Source organism: Corynebacterium ihumii (assembly GCF_028609825.1).
Taxonomy (GTDB): Bacteria; Actinomycetota; Actinomycetes; order Mycobacteriales; family Mycobacteriaceae; genus Corynebacterium; species Corynebacterium afermentans.
Genome location: NZ_CP063190.1, coordinates 399,112 through 417,677 on the forward strand (window position 1 = coordinate 399,112; position 18,566 = coordinate 417,677).

Annotated in this window: 16 protein-coding genes; 11 read left to right on the plus strand and 5 right to left on the minus strand. The window is 67.0% G+C overall.

Annotated features, from left to right (window positions below):
- Positions 1–79 precede the first annotated feature (79 nt).
- From CIHUM_RS02030 to CIHUM_RS02045, 4 genes are all read left to right on the plus strand, one after another.
- A complete protein-coding gene (locus tag CIHUM_RS02030; protein ID WP_034997298.1) occupies positions 80–1,093 on the plus strand; it encodes a DNA-directed RNA polymerase subunit alpha in 1,014 nt (337 codons plus the stop codon).
- 46 nt (positions 1,094–1,139) lie between these two features.
- Positions 1,140–1,643 (plus strand): 50S ribosomal protein L17, encoded by a 504-nt coding sequence (rplQ, locus tag CIHUM_RS02035; protein ID WP_034997300.1) that lies wholly within the window; start codon positions 1,140–1,142, stop codon positions 1,641–1,643.
- A gap of 109 nt (positions 1,644–1,752) precedes the next feature.
- The gene (gene truA, locus CIHUM_RS02040; protein WP_051106259.1) at positions 1,753–2,583 is read left to right on the plus strand and encodes a tRNA pseudouridine(38-40) synthase TruA; all 831 of its coding nucleotides are present in this window, start codon (positions 1,753–1,755) and stop codon (positions 2,581–2,583) included.
- 42 nt (positions 2,584–2,625) lie between these two features.
- On the plus strand, positions 2,626–4,749 hold the full coding sequence (locus CIHUM_RS02045; protein WP_051106294.1) for a DUF6541 family protein: 2,124 nt from the start codon (positions 2,626–2,628) through the stop codon (positions 4,747–4,749).
- A gap of 26 nt (positions 4,750–4,775) precedes the next feature.
- On the opposite strand, the gene CIHUM_RS02050 is transcribed toward CIHUM_RS02045, so the two are convergent.
- Together CIHUM_RS02050 and CIHUM_RS02055 are read right to left on the minus strand one after the other, a co-directional pair.
- Positions 4,776–6,347, minus strand: coding sequence for a PTS ascorbate transporter subunit IIC (locus tag CIHUM_RS02050; RefSeq protein WP_034997301.1), 1,572 nt, complete (start codon positions 6,345–6,347; stop codon positions 4,776–4,778).
- Entirely contained in the window at positions 6,344–7,147 is an 804-nt protein-coding gene (locus CIHUM_RS02055) for a PTS sugar transporter subunit IIAB (protein ID WP_034997302.1), read from the minus strand. The genes CIHUM_RS02050 and CIHUM_RS02055 overlap by 4 nt, the downstream gene beginning before the upstream one ends.
- Before the next feature lie 146 nt (positions 7,148–7,293).
- Here CIHUM_RS02055 and eccB point away from each other — a divergent pair, with 146 nt between their 5' ends.
- A complete protein-coding gene (gene eccB, locus CIHUM_RS02060) occupies positions 7,294–8,508 on the plus strand; it encodes a type VII secretion protein EccB (RefSeq protein WP_034997303.1) in 1,215 nt (404 codons plus the stop codon).
- A 7-nt stretch (positions 8,509–8,515) separates the two neighbouring features.
- Here eccB and CIHUM_RS02065 read toward each other — a convergent pair whose 3' ends face one another.
- Positions 8,516–9,589 (minus strand): S8 family serine peptidase, encoded by a 1,074-nt coding sequence (locus CIHUM_RS02065; protein WP_034997304.1) that lies wholly within the window; start codon positions 9,587–9,589, stop codon positions 8,516–8,518.
- Position 9,590: 1 nt separating this feature from the next.
- Positions 9,591–10,892: a type VII secretion integral membrane protein EccD gene (gene eccD / locus CIHUM_RS02070; protein ID WP_273680229.1), complete on the minus strand. Its 1,302-nt coding sequence runs from the start codon at positions 10,890–10,892 to the stop codon at positions 9,591–9,593.
- Between the two features lie 129 nt (positions 10,893–11,021).
- Here eccD and eccCb point away from each other — a divergent pair, with 129 nt between their 5' ends.
- The 6 genes from eccCb to rpsI all read left to right on the plus strand — a co-directional run bounded on the left by eccCb (position 11,022) and on the right by rpsI (position 17,337).
- Positions 11,022–14,444 (plus strand): type VII secretion protein EccCb, encoded by a 3,423-nt coding sequence (gene eccCb, locus CIHUM_RS02075; protein WP_034997305.1) that lies wholly within the window; start codon positions 11,022–11,024, stop codon positions 14,442–14,444.
- Positions 14,441–15,340, plus strand: coding sequence for a type VII secretion-associated protein (locus tag CIHUM_RS02080; RefSeq protein WP_034997306.1), 900 nt, complete (start codon positions 14,441–14,443; stop codon positions 15,338–15,340). Before eccCb ends, CIHUM_RS02080 begins: the two co-directional genes overlap by 4 nt.
- A gap of 103 nt (positions 15,341–15,443) precedes the next feature.
- Positions 15,444–15,755: a WXG100 family type VII secretion target gene (locus CIHUM_RS02085; protein WP_034997307.1), complete on the plus strand. Its 312-nt coding sequence runs from the start codon at positions 15,444–15,446 to the stop codon at positions 15,753–15,755.
- Positions 15,756–15,765: 10 nt separating this feature from the next.
- On the plus strand, positions 15,766–16,050 hold the full coding sequence (locus tag CIHUM_RS02090; protein ID WP_034997309.1) for a WXG100 family type VII secretion target: 285 nt from the start codon (positions 15,766–15,768) through the stop codon (positions 16,048–16,050).
- Positions 16,051–16,348: 298 nt separating this feature from the next.
- Positions 16,349–16,792 carry a 50S ribosomal protein L13 gene (rplM, locus tag CIHUM_RS02095; protein WP_034997310.1) on the plus strand — a complete coding sequence of 148 codons (444 nt, stop codon included), beginning with the start codon at positions 16,349–16,351 and terminating at the stop codon, positions 16,790–16,792.
- The gene (gene rpsI, locus CIHUM_RS02100) at positions 16,792–17,337 is read left to right on the plus strand and encodes a 30S ribosomal protein S9 (RefSeq protein WP_034997311.1); all 546 of its coding nucleotides are present in this window, start codon (positions 16,792–16,794) and stop codon (positions 17,335–17,337) included. Before rplM ends, rpsI begins: the two co-directional genes overlap by 1 nt.
- A gap of 58 nt (positions 17,338–17,395) precedes the next feature.
- Here the strand turns inward: rpsI and CIHUM_RS02105 are convergent, their stop codons facing one another.
- The gene (locus tag CIHUM_RS02105; protein WP_034997312.1) at positions 17,396–18,469 is read right to left on the minus strand and encodes an HNH endonuclease signature motif containing protein; all 1,074 of its coding nucleotides are present in this window, start codon (positions 18,467–18,469) and stop codon (positions 17,396–17,398) included.
- Positions 18,470–18,566: the final 97 nt, after the last annotated feature.

Sequence of the window (18,566 nt, forward strand, 5' to 3'; positions counted from 1 at the left end):
TGTTCGGCCGGTGCTCGGAATCTTCCAAATATCCGTTCCTACCGGCTTCAAATAGCGGGAGCCGACAAAGGAGAAGTCCATGCTCATTTCTCAGCGTCCTGAACTGACCGAGGAGTACATCGATACCAACCGCTCGAAGTTCATCATCGAGCCGCTCGAGCCTGGTTTCGGTTACACCCTGGGCAACTCTCTGCGCCGCACGCTGCTGTCGTCCATCCCGGGCGCGGCCGTGACCTCCATCAAGATCGACGGTGTGCTCCACGAGTTCACCACGATCACCGGCGTGAAGGAAAACGTCTCTGAGATCATCCTCAACATCAAGGACATCGTGCTGTCCTCCGACTCTGACGAGCCGGTTGTCATGCAGCTTGCTGTTGAAGGCCCTGGCGACGTCACCGCAGGCGACATCGAGCCGCCGGCTGGTGTGGAGATCCACAACCCGGATCTGCACATCGCGTCGCTGAATGAGCAGGCTCGCCTCGAGATGGAGCTTGTCGTCGAGCGCGGCCGCGGCTACGTCCCGGCTATGCCCAACTCCGGCGGTGAGGCCGGCCGCATCCCGGTCGACCAGATCTACTCGCCGGTCACCCGTGTCGCTTACAAAGTTGAGGCGACCCGTGTTGAGCAGCGCACCGACTTTGACAAGCTGATCATCGACGTGGAGACCAAAAACTCCATGACCGCACGCGACGCCCTCGCGTCGGCCGGTTCCACCCTGGTGGAGCTCTTCGGCCTGGCGCGCGAGCTGAACACCGCGGCCGAGGGCATCGAGATCGGCCCGTCGGCGCAGGAGACCGAGTACATCGCCGCGTACTCCACGCCGATCGAGGACCTGAACTTCTCCGTTCGCTCCTACAACTGCCTGAAGCGCCAGGACATCCACACCGTCGGTGAGCTCGCAGAGTGCACCGAGTCTGACCTGCTGGATATCCGCAACTTCGGCCAGAAGTCCATCAACGAGGTCAAGATCAAGCTCGCCAGCCTGGGCCTGACCTTGAAGGACGCTCCGGAAGATTTCGACCCGACCCAGATCGAAGGCTACGACGCCGAGACTGGCGACTACGTCGACACCAGCGCGGACGAGACCGAGTAACACCACAGAGCACGCGCTCAACTAACCGCACACGAGGAGTACGAAAATGCCTACCCCGAAGAAGGGCGCCCGTCTCGGAGGCTCGGCCGGCCACCAGAAGCACATTCTGTCCAACCTGGCCCTGGCCCTGTTCGAGCACGGCGCAATCAAGACGACGGACGCGAAGGCACGTATGCTGCGTCCGTACGCCGAGAAGCTGATCACCAAGGCGAAGAAGGGCACCGTGGCTGACCGCCGCGCCGTGGCCGCTGAGCTGTCGAACAAGGAAGTCGTTGCTTACCTGTTCAACGAGCTCGCACCGAAGTTCACCAACCGCGATGGCGGCTACACCCGCTCCATCAAGCTGGAGAACCGTGCCGGCGACAACGCTGCGATGACCCAGATCTCTCTGGTGCTCGAGGAGACCGTGTCTTCCGAGGCAACCCGCGCAGCACGCGCCGCCGCTTCCCGCCAGGCCGAGGAAGCCAAGGCTGAAGAGGCTCCGGCTGAGGAGACCAAGGCTGAGGAGGCCACCGAGGCTCCGGCCGAGGAGACCGCAGAGGAGAAGTAGCAGCAAGCTACACACCCCCTTTTGCGCCGAGCGCCCGGGAGGTACTGCAACGTCAGTGCCCCCGGGCGCTTTGCTGTGCGCACCATTTCCGGCGATACAATGCCTCACCATGGACAACACGCTGCGCCTGCGCCTGGACATCGCCTACGACGGCACCGACTTCCACGGCTGGGCCCGCCAAAAGGGGGATCTGCGCACCGTCCAGCAGACCATTGAGGACGCGCTCTCACTCGTCTTGCGAACTGACGTGGCGCTCACTGTCGCCGGCCGCACCGACGCGGGCGTGCACGCCGCCGGGCAGGTCGCGCACACGGACATTCCGGCGGAGTCGCTCAACCAGCGCTCGATTGACGGGGATCCGGGGCGGCTGGTGCGTCGATTAGCAAAATTGCTCCCTGAAGACGTCCGCGTGTTCGGCGTCGCGGAAGCCCCCGCGGGCTTCGACGCGCGCTTTTCCGCACTTACCCGCACCTACGTCTACCGGGTTACCACCCACCCCGCAGGTGCCGTGCCCACCCGCGCGCGAGACACCGCCGTCTGGCCGAAACCCGTGGACTTGGGCGCGGTGCAAGCCTGCGCCGACGCACTGGTCGGCCTGAACAACTTCGCCGCGTTTTGCCGCCCGAAAGAACACGGCACCACGATCCGTGAGGTGCACAGCTTCACCTGGCGCGAAGTCGAGCCGCACCTGTTTGAGGCGCGAATCACCGCCGACGCGTTCTGCTGGAACATGGTCCGCGCACTCGTGGCCACCTGCCTCACCGTCGGCGAAGGCAGGCGCGCGCCCCAGTGGCCGGAGGAGCTTTTGCTTCTCGACGCCCGCTCGCCCGACGTCCCCCTCGCCCCCGCCCGCGGACTGACATTGGTGGGCGTGGAATACCCGGAAGATAGCGAACTGGCGGCGCGAGCCGAAGCGACCAGAGCCACCCGCGAGATGTAGCATGCTTGGGTTACATCAGAACCGGGAGGTGCCATGACCACCATGACCACAGTCGCAGCCGCGTGGTTCGCCGTGGTGTTTTTCACCCTCCCCGGCTTCGTGTTCTCCTGGGTAGCCGGCATGAAAGCCCCAGCCGCCGGCGCGGCCGCGCTGCCGGTGACCTTCGGCCTGTTCGGCGTGACCTCCTGGTTCTGGGGGCTGACCAGCGCGCCGTACGACCTGTGGACGTTCGGCGTGAGCATGGTCGTGGCCCTTCTAGCGGCCGCGGCGTGGCGGTACCTGTTCGTGCGCCGGGCCCGCCGCGGCGGGGCAGTGAGCTGGCGCCGAGCGCTGTTTCCCGGCGACGTGCGCAAAGGCAGCATCGCCGACCCGTACTGGGTGCTGCCCGCCGCCGGCGTCGGCGTGGGGGCGTTCATGGCGGCGTCGGACAGGCTGCGCTGGCTCGAGCGCATGCCCAACGGTGTTTCCAACATCGTCCAGGGTTGGGACGTGCAGTGGCACGCCAACCTGGTGCGCTTCATCATGGACGAGGGCATTGCCTCCGCCACCCGGATGGGCGAGCTGCAAAACGTGGAGTCGCAGCTGAAGCTGTTCTACCCGTCCGCCTACCACGCAGGTATTGCCCTGTTCGGGGAAACGGCGGGCCTGGACCCCATCCCGGCGCTGAACATCGCCTCCGCCGTGCTGCCCGCGCTCGCGCTGCCAGCCACACTCGCGTGCCTAGTGTTCGCGTTTTTGCGCTCCACCGGGGTCACGGCCCAGATTGCCGCGGCGCTCGCCGCGATCATGGGGTATGCCGCCCCGCAGCTGTTCTGGATCCCGGATTACGTGGGTATGTGGCCATACCTACTCGCCGTGGCGCTCACCGGCACCGTGACGTGGCTGCTTGTCACCGTCCCGCGCCGGCGCGCCAGTGCCCTGCCTGCGGCACTCGCGTTCGTGGCTGTGCTGTGCGTGCACCCGTCCGCAGTCACCATCGTGGTGCTCGCCGTGGGCCTGTACTGGCTAACCTCCACCTTGATCTCCCCGGAGCGCACGCGGCTGACGGACACGCTATGGATCGCGCTGCCCGCCGTCGCCGGCGTTGCCATGTTCGTCCCGCAGGTGCTCGCCGGCTCTGCCCAGGCGGGCGAGGTGGCCTCTTGGCGCCCCGAGGAAACCCTCGGCGTCGGCGGGGCGTGGGGCACAGCGGCGCGGATGGAAACGCGCCACGTGCTGCAGTTCTTCCCGGCGTACGACCCCACCGTGCTGCTGTGGCTCGCCGCCGCTGGCGCCGTGGTGTGCCTGCTGTGGCGCCGCCAGATCTGGCCGGTGCTGTTCTACGCGGTGTCCCTGGCCATTACCGCCAACGCTTTAGTTTCGTTCGACAACACCCTCGGCCGCGTGCTCGACTACGTGGGCAACCTGCATTACAGCACCGGCCACCGCCTGATCATGCCGGTGGTCATGGCGGTCACCGCGTCGGCCGCTATCGCCGTGGCGGCGGGCATTCGCGTGGTCACGGCAGCGCCCGTCGCAAAGCGGTATGCGAAAGGCGAACGCATCAGCGCAACCGTGAGCATCGTCGTCGCCTGCATCGTCGCCTCCGTGGCGGTCCCGATGATCCGCGAGCACACCGACCACGGCGCCGAGAAAACCTACGCCGCAGCCCGCGTCATCGACCGCATGGTCGACGCCGACGACCTCGAAGCCTTCGACTGGCTGGCCACCCAACCCGCCGCCTGGGAGGGCCTGACCGCAGGCGACCCGGCCGACGGCTACTCCTGGATGTACGCCTACAACGGCGTGCCCACGTTGAACCGCCACTACCTGTGGCCCAACGGCGGCCGCGGCACCAACGGCGACATCATGTACTGGAACGCCGACTTCATCGGCGAAGGCGAGCACAACCTCGTCGACGAGACGGTGGAGAACTTGAACGTGAAGTTCTTCCTGCTCAGCCCCGGCGCGTTCTGGCACTACCAGTACCCGCCGTACGAGATGCTGCGCGACTTCTGGGTTTCAGAAGGCGTCACACCCGTCTACCGCAAGGGCTCCACGGCGATCTTCGCGGTGAACAGCCAGTTCAGTAAGGCGGAGCTGGAGGACATGGTCGCAGACGGGCAGGAGCACGGCTCCGACGAGTTGTTTGCGCTCGCGGAGCCGGGAACTGCTGCACCGTACTAGGTGAACTGTTGCTTCGCGACGGCCGCCTACGGCTGCAGCGGAGCAGGCGGAACAGGTGCGCCGACCGGTGGCGCGATTTTCGCGTAAGTACGACGACGCGTACCAGCGGAGTCTGCGCTGAGGTCTTTCTGCTTCGGGCTGACGCGGTGCCCACCAGCATTGCGGCCAGCAGCGGGGTCCCAGTTGCCGTCTACAAGCTTCTTCTGCGAGTAGTAACCGAGTCCGAAGATTGCCACACCGAGCAGCACGATCAGCACAATGCCCACTGCCTCAGGCGCGCGGGTGGACAAGCCGAGCAGAATGCCGAACCAGCCGAAGTCGGCATCGCCGAACGTGGTGTTCTCGGAGCCGAAGCTGCCCAGGACCTGAAGGAGGAATGCGGGCAGGATCGTGATCAAGAGACCGTTGACGAAGGCGCCGCAGATCGCACCACGGCGGCCACCGGTGGCGTTGCCGTACACGCCTGCGGCACCACCGGTGAAGAAGTGCGGCACCAGACCGGGCAGGATGAGCGCGATGCCGAAAGCAGGGTTGAGCCACAGCGCGAGAACAGCCAGACCAGTGAGGCCGCCGACGAACGAGGACACGAAGCCGATGAGCACGGCGTTTTGCGCGTAGGGGAAGACAATCGGCGCATCGAGGGCTGGGATGGCCCCTGGTACAACCTTGGCGGCGATGCCCTGGAATGCGGGGATGAGTTCGCCCAGGATGGTGCGCACGCCGAAGAGGATGACCGCAACGGCCACACCGAAGGACAGACCTTGGGTCACGGCCTGCATGTAGTAGTTGCCGGCGTCGGATGCGCCGTCAGGGAAGGCGCTGAACGCTTCATCCGCGCCTACACGCAAATGCGCCAGGGCCGCGATGATGACGTACATCAGCACCATCGACAGGGCAGTGGAGACCATCGAGTCGCGGAGGAAGCGCAAGCCTTCGGGGAGTTTGAGATCCTCGGTCGAAGGTGACTTTTTCTCGCCTTTGCCTCCAACGAGTTTGCCGGTGGCCCCGGCGGCGACGTATCCAGCGGTGCCGAAGTGCCCGATCGCGATCGAATCGTCTCCAGTTACCTTCCGGGTCCACGGGTGGGCAATCGCTGGGAGGGAAACCATGAGCACGCCGAGCAGAACTGCACCGAGGATTACCACGACCCACGGGTTGTAGCCTGCCGTGGCGAGGATGATGGTGATCATCGTTGCCATAAAAAGCACGTGGTGGCCGGTGAGAAACACGTAGCGCAGCGGCGTGATGCGGGCGAGGAGAAGTGAGACGGCGAAACCGAGGATCATGAGCCAGGCGACTTGGCCGCCGTACTGGTTCTGCGCAATGCCCGCAATCGCCTCGTTGGTGGGGATGACGCCCTGTGCGCCTGTTGCGGCCTGGATCATCTCGCCGAGCGGCTCAAGGGATGCCACGACTAGGGTTGCTCCGGCGCCGATGAGGAGGAAGCCCAGGGTCGCCTTGATTGCGCTGCCGATCACTTGGCCAGCAGGCTTGCGCAGCGCTGCTAACCCGACTGCGGTGATGATACCGATGAGGAACGCGGGGACGGACAGGATTTCGTTGACGAAGAACTGGGGGATACTGAGCAAAGCGTTCACTGCTGCATTCCTTCAATGTCGTAGAGTTCGCGTAGCGCGGAGTCGATCTCGGCCTCGGATGTGAAGTCTTCGATCACGTGCACGGGCACCCCGAGATCTCCTAGCGTTCGGGCGATCTCGCCCGAGGTGAGGATCAGGTCAGCCTCTTTGGCCTTTCCCTTTGCCGAGATGGTGTCTGTGGCCTCAACGCTGATGAATGGGCCCCATCCCCACCTGTTGAGCACGCTTTCGAGGGTGTTTTTGAGGAACAACGACGTCCCCAATCCGTTCCCGCACACGGTGAGGATCTTGTCCTTCGTCGACCGTTCCGCGGATTCCGGGGTTGCAGCGGGGTGTTGTGCACCACCCTGTTTCGCGGTTCCTTGCTGGAGGACGGCTCGAAGCTCGGTCGGCGTGCGTGCTGCGTCGAGCTCTGCACGGCGTTTGCCGAGTAGTTTGGCGATTTCCGCCATCGCCTGCTGGTGCGACGTTGCATCGGTGGCAGCCAGCGCGACCACGAGGTCGACGGGATCGTTTTTCGGGTGACCGAACTCGACCGGCTGCTCGAGCCGCAGCCACGACATTGCCGGGCGTTGGACCGCTTTGGACGGGCGCGCGTGCGCGAACGCGAAGCCAGGGGCGACCACAATGTAGGGACCGTTGTCCTCGACGCTTTTCACCATGGCATCCGTGTATGCGCTGTCTACTGTTCCACTCTTCTCGAGCAGTTGTCCCGCGCGGCGGATTGCCTCTTCCCAAGTAGTAGCTCGGCCGGAGAGATCGATTGAACTTTCCGCCAGCAAATCATTGATTCTGGACATAATTGCATGCTACAACCTGGGTTCGAGGGGCCCCTGGCTATCCGTGGGACGGAAGAACGGCTCCGACGAGTTGTTTGCGCTCGCGGAGGTCGGCGCCGCGCAGTAAGCTTTGCGCCAGGTGTTTTTCTCGGGGGAGGGGAATTGTCATGGCGAAGCTTTTGCCAACCACGCGTGCCCAGGTGTCGGGGCACAAGTTCATGCGCCGACGTATGGAACACGGCCTGATCTTCGGCGATATCCGCATGATCCACGATCCGCTGGCCGCGCGGCGCCGTGCGACCATTTTCGGCACCGCGGCGGTGGTGATGATCGCGGGCGTGATGGGGCTGTTTGCGTGGATGCGTCCGAACGCTGATCCGGGGGATGCGCCGATTGTGCGCGCCACGGACGGCACACTGTACGTGCGCGTGGGGGCGGCGGCGCACCCGGTGACGAACTTGGCGTCGGCGCGCTTGATCGCCGGCCAGGCGGCTGAGCCGGCGCGCATCGGCGACGAGAAACTCGCCGAGTTGCCGCGCGGTGTGCCGGTGGGCATCGTCGCAGCACCAGGCATGTTCGCGCCCGAAGACACGCCTTTGGCCAACTGGTCGGTGTGCGGCGCGGACACGATTACGGTGGTTGCGGGTGAGGCTCCGGAGCCATTGCCTATCGACGCCGCAGTCCTCGCCGCCGATGCCACCCGTGAGTGGGTCGTCACCGCCCAGGGGCGGCGCTTGCTGCCGGAGGCAAACACCCCGCAGGGCCGCGTGATCCGCCGAGCGCTGGGAATCACCCCGGACACGCCCCGGTGGTCGCCGCCGACGCAGGTCATCTCGGCGTTGCAGGAGCTGCCGCCGGCGGCGCTGCCGGATCCGCTGCCGCAGATCATCGACGCGGACGACACATCCTGGGCGCTTTTAGACGGCCGCATCCAACCGATCACCGCCACCCAACGCACCATGCTGCTGGACGCCGGGGCGAAGGCCGCCGTCGCGAGCCGTGAGAGCCTGGCGTCTTACCCGGACGCCGAGGAGGAACTGCGCCTGCCGGGGCAGCGGCCGCGGTGGATCGAGCCGCACCTGGCGTGCGTGGACCAGGGGCGCGGCGGGGCAACCGTGGACGAGGTGCCGGAGGGCATCGAGCTTTCGGGAACGTCCGTTGCCACGCACTTCGCAGGGCTTCACGGCGGTTCTGTCGGGGTGGATTCGGGCCACGGGTTCCACGTGGTCTCCGCCAACGGGCTGCGCCACCGCGCACCGGACGCGGAAACCCTGGCCACAGTGGGCGCGGCGCACGTGGAGGACGTGCCGTGGGAGATCGTCGCCTTGCTGCCGGAGGGCGCGGAGCTTACGCGCGACTCGGCGCTTCACGCGACCTATTAGGTCCGTATTACCGTCGGCCGGCGCGCAGCGCGACCACCAGGGCCGCCATGGCGAGCGCCGCCCCGGCGAGCAATCCGAGCCTGCCCACGGCCGCGTTGGGCTGCTTATCGACGGCGCGCACCTGCGCCGTCGGGCGGTCCGCCAGCTCGTGCGGTGTTAGTTGGGTCAGCGCGGCAAGCGGATCGATCGCGCCGCCGCCGGGTTGAGCGGAGGCGTCGATCAGCGAGCGCACATGCTCCGGAGTAATGCCGGGGTAGCGCGACTGCAACAGCGCCACCGCGCCGCTGACCACCGGGGTGGCGAAACTCGTGCCGGCGTAGGGGCGCACCCCGTCTTTTTCCAGCGTGCCCTCTGCCCACCCGCCCGGCGCGAGCGCGGCCGGGACATGCCCCGGCGCAGACAGCGCGGCGGGCAGGGAGTAGTCGGCGAGGGTGTGGTCGTTTGCGCGCGCGGCCACCGCGAGCACGGTGGGGAAGAGGGCGGGGAAAACCTCGAAGCCGGGTTCGCAGTCGGGCCCCGCGTTGCCGGCGGCGGCAACGACCACCGCGCCTTGCGCCTCGGCGCGGTGGAGGGCACCGGTGATGCCGGAGGCGTCGATACGCGAGGCGAATCCGGGTTCCAGGCAGGACACGACGGAAATGTTGAGCACGCTCGCGCCCTCGTCGAGGGCGTTGTGGATCGCGTCGGTGAGCGTTTGTAGGTTACCGGCGTCAACGTCGCGGTAGTGTGCCGAGGTCTGCCGGACCGAGATGATCTCCGCGTCCGGGGCGATGCCGAGGGTGCGCCCGGCGATCACCCCGGCGACGGCGGTGCCGTGGTTGTCGCAGTCGTGCAGCGCGTCCGCGGCGACGAAGTCGCGGCCGCCGCGAAGGTGGGCGATCTCGGGGTGCGGCGCGACCCCGGTGTCGATCACCGCCACGCGCACCCCGGCGCCGGTGGCGAACTCCCGCAGGTTTTCGGTCGCGGGGGAAGCAGCAGGCTTATCGACGAGCGCCGGCACCGCGCACGCCACATCCTGGGCGGAAGCAGACACCGGTGTGAGGCTCAGCGCGAACAGAGCGATGGCGGTGAGTTTGCGCATCTTAGAGCCCCCGGATCAGGCCGAACAACCCGGTTAAGTGCACCGCCAGCGGGATCACGGCGATGGTGGCGGCGATCTCGGCGCGCTCGAACCACACGATGGTGGTCGGCTCCACATCCGGCACGCGCGGCGCCCACGCGACCGTCGCCGCGGCAGCGATGGCAGCGAGCGCGGCGACGGCGATGCACGCCGGGTGCCCGGTCTTCGCGGCGGCGGCCGCGGCGGCGATGACGGCGGAAAGGGCCACCGCGGTCAGGCAGGCCCGCGGCACAGCCCAGTGCTGGCGCGAGGCGTAGACCACCAGCGCCGCCGCCACCCCCAGGCAGAATGCGAACGTCCACGCCCCGCCGGCCCGGCCCAGCCACCAAAGCGCCGGCACGCAGCACGCGGCGATCGCCGCCGAGATGGCGGAGGCGATGATGGCAGCGGCGGCGCTGCGGGCGTCCACGTCGCGTTGGTAGTCGTCGGAACGGTCGAACTCTTCGCCGGCGGTGGGCACCCGCGGCACCACCAACCCCGCCGCGCGGGTGGCCGCGCCGGGCGTGGCCACCACCCCGAGCACCCCCGTCAGCACCGTCAGCGCGGGCGGGGCGAGCGGGCCCGGCAGCCACACGCCGGCCGCCCCGGCGCCGCCAAGCACGCAGACCGCGGCCGTGAACGCCACCTGCGCCGCCCCGGCCAACCCCAGCGCGACGCCGATGCCGACGGCCACTGCCGCCGTGAGCAGCGCCGCCAGCGCCCCGAGCCCAAGAGAGGACGCATCGCCGCCACCGGCAACCCACACGCCCGCGGCGAGCCCCGCCAGCAGCGGCACGGATAAAAACGCCGGGTGCGACCTGCCAATCGACGCCACCACCAACGCCAACAGCGCCACCGCACCCAACGCGACCGGCCACGGCGCAAACACCCGCGCAAGCAGGAGCACCGCCGTCAGACCCGCGAACGTCGCCGCCGCGTCCAACCCGCGAATCTGCCGTGCCGACTCGGCTGCCCCGGCCAGGGCGTCGGCCGCGTCGCGCACCACCGGCGGGGGCGTGGGTTCTTGGGGGTGGAGGGAGACGGTGGCGCCGTCGTGAAGCTTGAGCGCGTACAGCGGCGTGTGCATATCCAGCACTACTCCGCCCGCGGTGGTGGCTTGCCACGGGCGGTGCACCTCCGGCAGCTCCACCAGGCGCGCGAGTTCCGGCAGCACCTCCGAAAGCGTCGACGACGTCGGCAGCGTGACGTCGATGTCGCGGTGGAACGCGACAACCGAAATGCGGACAGTAACGCGCACGATGTGGTGCGCAGACGTTGCAACCAACTTTCAAACCCCCGAAATATCAGGCGCGGCCCCCATTCGCCGCGCGACGGGACACAGTATGGCCTACAATCCTCAGCGCGTCCACAGTTCGGGGGAACTGTGAGAAAACACAAGGGGGGAAAATCCACGATGCTTGGCCTCGACTACGACCAAGTGCTCGCACCAACAACCGGCGCACCAGACGCCGCGATCGACGCCGCGCCGCCACCGACCGGCACCTTGCGCGCCGAGCCCGTGCCCGCGGCGCAAAAGCCGCAGTCGCCGCCGGTGATAAAGATCCTCCTGCCGGTGGTGATGGTGGTGGCAGTCGGCGCGGTGATGGTGCTCATGGCCACCTCCGGCCGCGCTGTGAGCCCCATGATGCTGATTTTTCCGCTGATGATGCTCTTCGGGCTCGTCGGCATGTTCAACCCGCAGGAAAAGCAGGGCGACATCGACGAGACCCGCCGCGTCTACCTGCGCCACCTGGACGCGCTGGCGAAGAAAGCCCGCGCGAACGCCGCAACACAGCGCACGCACGCCACCGCGCTGCACCCTGCGCCGGGCGAGCTGGTGGCCGCGGTGCCGGTGGAGCGCATCTGGGAGCGTGCAGGCGCCCCGACGGTGCGGCTGGGCACCGGTGCGGGCGCGCTGTGCACCCCGGTGGACGTGGACGACCCCGGCAGCCCCGAGGATTTGGACCCGGTGTGCGCGGTGAGCCTGCGCCGCGCCGTAGCGGCGGTGAGCACGGTGCCGGGCATGCCGATGCTGGTCCAGCTCAACGCGTTCGACGCGATCACGCTCGCCGGGCCGGCGGCGGCCGATGTGGCGCGCTCGATCGTGTGCCAGCTGGCGTTTTTCTACGGCCCGGAAAAGGTCCGCATAGACGCGCCGTTCGCCTGGGCGAAGTGGCTGCCGCACGCGCGCAGCGACGGGGCGTTTCGCATCTCGCTTATCGACGGCCACGCCTCTCCCGCACCCACCGACTCCGACCTGGTGGTGACCATCCACGACGACCCGGACTTCTTCGCCGACCCGGACGCGTTCCACCTGGTCTGCACCGACGTGCTGGAAGCTGTCACGGCGCAGGGGGTGGAGCAGCTGGGCGTGCCGGATAGGTTCACGGATGCGGAGGCGGAGTTCGTCGCTAGGCACTTAGGCTTTTATCGCCGCCCCGACGGGGCGGTGGAGGCTGGCGGGGATTTTCTGTCCATGCTGGGTGTGCCGGACGTCGATGCGCTGGATGCGCACACGATGTGGCCGGGGGTGCGCAACAAGCTGACAGTGCCGATTGGCGCGACCCCCGACGGCCATCCGGTGTACCTGGATTTGAAGGAGGCGGCGCTCGGCGGGATGGGCCCGCACGGGCTGTGCATCGGGGCGACGGGCTCCGGTAAGTCGGAGCTGCTGCGGACCCTGGTGGTGGCGCTGGCGGCGACGCACTCGCCGGACGAGCTGAACTTCGTACTCGTGGACTTCAAAGGCGGCGCGACGTTTTTGGGCTGTGAGTCGCTGCCGCACACCGCCGCGGTGATCACCAACTTGGAGGACGAGGCGGTGCTGGTGGAGCGCATGTTCGACGCCATTTCCGGCGAGATGCACCGCCGCCAGGAACTGCTGCGGGCCGCCGGCAATTTCGCCAACATCACGGACTACACCAAGGCGGGCAACACGCTGCCGTCGCTGGTCATCGTGGTCGACGAGTTCACCGAGCTGCTCACCCAGCACCCACACTTTGCGGACCTGTTCGTGGCGGTGGGCAGGCTCGGCCGTTCGCTGGGCGTGCACCTTTTGCTCGCCTCGCAGCGGCTGGAGGAGGGCAAGTTGCGCGGGCTGGATTCGCACCTGTCCTACCGCATCGGCCTGAAGACGTTCTCCGCCGGCGAGTCCCGCCAAGTCCTCGGCGTGCCGGACGCCTACGAGCTGCCCAGCGAGCCCGGGTCCGGCTACCTCAAAGCCGGCATGGAGCTGACCCGCTTCCGCGCGGCCTACGTCTCCGGCCCGCTGACGCGCACGGTGGTGGAGCACCCCGGCGAGCAGCACGTGCGGCTGTTCACCGGCAACGAGATCGAACAGGCGCCCACCGCCTACGTTGAGGAGGACCGCTCCACCACGCTGCTGGACGCGGTGGTGGCTAAGGCCCGCGAGGTCGCCGATGCCCGCGGCATGCACGCGCACCAGGTGTGGCTGCCGCCGCTGCCGGAGCGCATCCCGCTGTCGCAGGCGCACGGGGCGCTCGGGCTTATCGACGAACCCTTCAAGCAGCGCCAGACCCCCTTCCACCTGGACCTGGATACCGCCGGCGGGCACGTCGCCATCGCGGGCGGGCCGCAGACGGGCAAAACGATGGCGGTGCGGAGCATCGTGGCCACGCACATGCGCGAGGGGTTGGCCGTCTACGTCATCGGCGACGTACCGGAGCTCGAGGCGCTGCCGCATGTCGCCGGCGTGGCCAGCATGAAAGACGCCGAGCGCACCCGCCGCATCGTCGACGAAGTCACCGGGTTCCTCGACCACCCGCGGCCTGTCATGCTGGTTGTCGACGGCTGGCACGCCCTCGACGAGGACCTGCGCGAACCGCTCGCCCGCATCGCCTCCGAAGGCCCCGACGCTGGCATCCACCTCGTGGTGACCACCCAGCGCTGGAGCGCGATCCGCCCGAACGTGCGCGACCTCATCGGCACCCGCCTCGAGCTGCGGCTGACAGAACCGATGGACTCGTTGATCAACCGCAAACACCAAGAGAAGCTGCCCGCCACGCCCGGCCGCGGCCTGACCCCGGACGGCAAAACCATCCAGCTCGTCTTCACCAGCGGCGAGGACATCGCCCACCTCGCGGCCACCGCCGACCAGGCGCCGGTGGAGAAGTTGCGGGTGCTGCCGGAGGCCGTGGCTACGCACTCGCTTCTCGACGGCCAAAGGATCCCCCTCGGCATCGGCGGCCCCGCCCTCGAACCCGTGTACTCCTCCGGGCACATCCTCGTCATCGGCGCTGGCGGCTGCGGGAAATCCACCTTCATCGCCAGCACCATCGCAGCGGTGGAGCACATGGGCCGCGAGGCCGCCCGGATGGTGGTGCTCGACCCGAAGCGCGCGCACCTCGGACGCGCCGACGAGGACATGGTCGCCGCGTACGCCGCATCCACCAGCGCGATCACGCAGGCCGCCAAATCGCTCGCCGTCACGCTGCAGTCACGCCTGCCCGGCGCTGAGGTGACCCCGGAGCAGCTGCGCGAGCGGTCCTGGTGGAGCGGGCCCGAGCTGTATCTGATCATCGACGACTACGAACTCGTCGGCGAAGACCCACTCCGGCCGATCGCGGATCTTCTGCCGCACGCGCGCGACATCGGCCTGCACGTCGTGGCAGCCCGCAAATTCGGCGGCGTCTCGCGCGCCCTGTTCGGGCCGTTTTCGACCGCGCTGAAGGACCTGCAGCCCGACGTGCTGCTCATGGACGGCACCCGCGACGAAGGCGCCATCTTCGGCGTGCGACCCAGCCCGCAACAACCCGGCCGCGCCACCTGGATCCACGGCGAAGCGCGCGGCACCGTCCAACTTCCGGAGGCACCATGACCGAGCTGCGCATCACCGCCACCGACGCATCCACCGTGATCACCGGTGCAGCCAACATCCACCGCTTCGACGCGCCCACCAGCCGCGAAATCGCCGGCACCGTCCGCAGCGTGCTCGGCCCCGACCCGCACGGCGCGCCAGTGCACATCGCAGCCGACCCACAACGCCTCAGCGAGCTCACACACGCACTCGCCGACTACGACATCGACCTGACCACCGAGCCCCTCCAACCAGTCGCGCCCACACCCGACGACACCCCGGAACCCTTCCACCGACCACCACCGCCCGAGCAGGAATCGCGCTCCGGCGTGTGGATCATCGCCGCCGTCGTCGCCGCAGTCGCCCTCGCCTGCGCCGCAGTGATTTGGGGTCTGACTAGCGGGAAAGCGCAGTCGTCGGGAGAGGCGGAACCGCCACCGTCGCAGCCGCCGGAGACGCAATCAACTCCAGTGTCGTCTCCTGCGCAGGAGGAGGAAGAGGCGGAGCAGTCGTCGATAAGCATTGAGCGCGACGGCTTAACCGTCCAACTCCCCGCAGGTTTCACGCTCGAAGCCGACGACGACATGTGGCGCGCCACAGGAAGCGACCCCAACTTCCGCCTGCAGATCGCCGTCGAGCACCTCTACCAGCTGCCAGCGCGCACCATGGCCGACCAACTTCTTGCCGACATCGAAACCGACCCGGAGGTCGAACTCGTCGACACAGACGGCATCTCCGTGACCTACCTGGAGCGCGCCGGCGACGGCTCGCAATCGCTGTGGAAAACCTGGCCCAACGGGACCGTGCAGCTGTTCGTGGGCTGCCACACGCGCACCGAACCCACCGTCGTGCAACGCGCCACCTGCCGCATGGCCATGGAATCCGCTGAATATAAGGGGGCTGACGTGGGTCCATAAAAAAGTTTTGAAAACGATGGAACCGATTGGGCTAAACGTCAGTCAGATATACGGACAGCACAGAAGTTGTCCGTCCCAACACACAACGAGGGGGAAAGAGAACATGGAGCAGTTCGCAACCGAAGCCGAGGTCATGCGCGCCGCTGCAGACCGCACCGACGACACCAACGCCGACGTCAACCGCGAAATCGACCGCGTGCAGCAAGTCGCCGAAGCCACCCGCGGCTACTGGGTGGGCAACGCGCAGCGCAGCTTCGACGACTTGATGCTGCGTTACGACGATGCCCAAAGGCGATTGTCTGAAGCACTGAGCGCGATCGCTGTGAACATCCGCGACAACGCCAAGAACTACGAAACCACCGACGCCACCAACACCGACAGCCTCCGCCAGATCGCCGGCGGACTCGCACTGTAAAGGGGAAACAATGCAGATCAAGTATGATTTCGCTCAGATCGCCGGCGCCGCAGAGGACATGCGCGCCTCCGCCTCCCGCATCAACGGCGACCTGGCCGAACTCAAGCAGATGCTCCAGCCCATGGCGCAGACCTGGGAAGGCACCGCAGCCGCGGCCTACCAGGCGCACCAGGCCAAGTGGGACCAGGCCGCGCAGGATCTGAACCAGATCCTCAACCAGATCGCCAACACCGTGGAAGACGGCAACACCACCATGCTCGCCGTCAACAACGCAGCGGCGAACAGCTGGGGCTAGAACACAACAAGACTTGCGTCGCAGGCCGTGCAAGGGGCCGTTTTCATCGGGGGACGGGCACGGCTTCACACGGCCCGCGGCGCAACCGCTCGGGGGATACGGGGGACGTGCCGCCGCAGGTGATGGGGGAATCACCTGCGGCGGCACTTTTTTGTTTTCGGGCAAGCGTGCCGTAGGGTGTTATCCCTGTGTGTCCCGCCGGATGCGCTTTTCGGGTCTCCACCGGCCGCCGTGAAGCGCAAAGGGGCAGACGAAGTTTTGGCCGGCAGCCATCTAGACAGACTTTAAGGAGTCATGCATGTCTACTTACCACCCGAAGAGCGGTGACATCACCCGCAAGTGGTACGTCATCGACGCAACCGACGTGGTGCTGGGCAAGCTTGCTTCCACCGTCGCAGACATCCTGCGCGGTAAGCACAAGCCGCAGTACGCACCGAACGTCGACACCGGCGACCACGTCATCGTGATCAACGCCGACAAGATCCACATCTCCTCCAACAAGCGCGAGCGCGAGATGCGTTACCGCCACTCCGGCTACCCGGGTGGTCTGAAGTCCATGACCCTGGGCCGCGCGCTGGACGAGCGTCCGGATCGCGTGATCGAGGAAGCTGTCAAGGGCATGATGCCGCACAACAAGCTTTCCCGTCAGTCCATCAAGAAGCTGCACGTCTTCGTCGGTGCCGAGCACCCGTACGCTGGCCAGCAGCCGGAAACCTACGAGTTTAAGCAGGTGGCACAGTAATGACCGAGCCGAACAACTTCGAAAACACCGCTGAGTCCCTGGGCACCGACGTCGACGCCGCAACCGCCGCGACCGAGGAGTTCAACTACACCATCGGCGACGCCATCGCCCCCGAAGCTGAGGCAACCGAGGAGACCGTTGAGGCCGCTCCGCTGCACGAGGGCCCGATCCAGACCGTTGGCCGCCGTAAGCGCGCCATCGCCCGCGTGACCGTCGTCGAGGGCGAGGGCAAGATCACCGTCAACGGCCGCGAGTTCGAGGACTACTTCCCGAACAAGCTGCACCAGCAGGACATCCTCACCCCGCTGACCCTGCTCGAGCGCGAGGGCCAGTTCGACATCAAGGCCAACATCTCCGGTGGCGGCCCGACCGGCCAGTCCGGTGCTCTGCGCCTGGCTATCGCCCGCGCACTGAACGTCTACAACCCGGCTGAGCGCACCACCCTGAAGAAGGCTGGCCTGCTCACCCGTGACGCCCGTGCCGTGGAGCGCAAGAAGGCAGGTCTGCACAAGGCCCGTCGCGCACCGCAGTACTCCAAGCGTTAATCGCTTCTACGCGCGCGTTGTACGCCGTCGTCCGTTTGGGCGGCGGCGTTTCGCGTTGCTAGGTGCTTGGTGGTCCGAAGAGTTGGTCGAGTGCTCCGCGGTCGGTGTTTTTGATGTGGTACCCGCGGGGTGAGACCCACCAGGGCGCGCCTCTGATCATGGTGATGTGTCCGCGTTTGTTGCGCCAGGGGTCGTCGTCGTTGATCCGGTTGTGATACCTGCATAGCGGCACGAGGTTGTTTATGTTGGTGTAGCCGCCGTGTTTCCACGCGTCCACGTGGTGGATCTCGGAAGCATACGCCCCGTGGCGGCAGCCTGGGAAGGCGCACACGGGGGAGACCATGCAGGCCATATCGCGCTGTTTCTGGTTGGCGAATCGTTCGGTGTCGTAGAGGTTCACCGCGCCTTCCTCGGGGTGGAAGGCTGCGACCTCGAGTGCCTCGCCGAACTCTTGCTGGAGGTACTCCGCACCCGTCATGCTGGTGCCGTCGGTGAGTGTGAGGATGATGTCGTCGCCGTCGCCCGCCATGATCCGGGCGTGCTCGGTGATCGGCACCATCACGATCGGCCGTGGCGCGGCGGCGACCACCCCGCCAGCCTTACCTTCGACGATGCGCCAGAACGCATCCTCCATCTGCGCCGCCGCCGGCAGCGTGGCGTCGATGTCTTGGCGCAGGCGGTGTTCTAAGTCGGCTGCTTTGCGGTCGGTGGTGTCGATGGTGATGCGTGCGCGCCCGTTCTTCGGTTGCGAGAACGCCACCTGTTTCTTTGTCGGGATGGTGTCGTCGCGGGGGATGAGCTCGCGGGCGGCGCGTTCGATCGCGCGGTACCCGCCGGTGACATCCAACAGTTCTAGCCGCAGCCGCCACCGCTCGCCGGCATCCTTTACTCCGCTGATGCGGCGCTCGATCAGCGCGAGCTCGTCCAGGGAGAACCCGCGGGCTTTCTGCACCGCGTGGGCTTGTTTGCGGGTGAATTTCGTTTTTCCGTAGTAGACGTCCTGCATCTGATCCCACGCACGCGCCCGATCCGGCGCCATGCCGGCAGCAAGGGCAACCGGCAGGTCGAAGTGCCGCAGTGTCTCCATGGATACTGCGGACATCGCCTGGATGAATGCGTCGAACGAGTTCATGGCCACAGACCCTAAACCCAACGCAACCCCATCCCGGCCCGCCCTGTGGAATTCGCAACATCACCCCTGTGGATAACTCGCAAAACGCCAGGTTAGA

Excerpts from the sequence above, each read along its gene's own strand:
- CIHUM_RS02030 (WP_034997298.1), top strand. The coding sequence starts at position 80 with ATGCTCATTTCTCAGCGTCCTGAACTGACCGAGGAGTACATCGATACC.
- rplQ (WP_034997300.1), top strand. The coding sequence starts at position 1,140 with ATGCCTACCCCGAAGAAGGGCGCCCGTCTCGGAGGCTCGGCCGGCCAC.
- truA (WP_051106259.1), top strand. The coding sequence starts at position 1,753 with ATGGACAACACGCTGCGCCTGCGCCTGGACATCGCCTACGACGGCACC.
- CIHUM_RS02045 (WP_051106294.1), top strand. The coding sequence starts at position 2,626 with ATGACCACAGTCGCAGCCGCGTGGTTCGCCGTGGTGTTTTTCACCCTC.
- CIHUM_RS02055 (WP_034997302.1), bottom strand. The coding sequence starts at position 7,147 with ATGTCCAGAATCAATGATTTGCTGGCGGAAAGTTCAATCGATCTCTCC.
- eccB (WP_034997303.1), top strand. The coding sequence starts at position 7,294 with ATGGCGAAGCTTTTGCCAACCACGCGTGCCCAGGTGTCGGGGCACAAG.
- CIHUM_RS02065 (WP_034997304.1), bottom strand. The coding sequence starts at position 9,589 with ATGCGCAAACTCACCGCCATCGCTCTGTTCGCGCTGAGCCTCACACCG.
- eccCb (WP_034997305.1), top strand. The coding sequence starts at position 11,022 with ATGCTTGGCCTCGACTACGACCAAGTGCTCGCACCAACAACCGGCGCA.
- CIHUM_RS02080 (WP_034997306.1), top strand. The coding sequence starts at position 14,441 with ATGACCGAGCTGCGCATCACCGCCACCGACGCATCCACCGTGATCACC.
- CIHUM_RS02085 (WP_034997307.1), top strand. The coding sequence starts at position 15,444 with ATGGAGCAGTTCGCAACCGAAGCCGAGGTCATGCGCGCCGCTGCAGAC.
- CIHUM_RS02090 (WP_034997309.1), top strand. The coding sequence starts at position 15,766 with ATGCAGATCAAGTATGATTTCGCTCAGATCGCCGGCGCCGCAGAGGAC.
- rplM (WP_034997310.1), top strand. The coding sequence starts at position 16,349 with ATGTCTACTTACCACCCGAAGAGCGGTGACATCACCCGCAAGTGGTAC.
- rpsI (WP_034997311.1), top strand. The coding sequence starts at position 16,792 with ATGACCGAGCCGAACAACTTCGAAAACACCGCTGAGTCCCTGGGCACC.
- CIHUM_RS02105 (WP_034997312.1), bottom strand. The coding sequence starts at position 18,469 with ATGAACTCGTTCGACGCATTCATCCAGGCGATGTCCGCAGTATCCATG.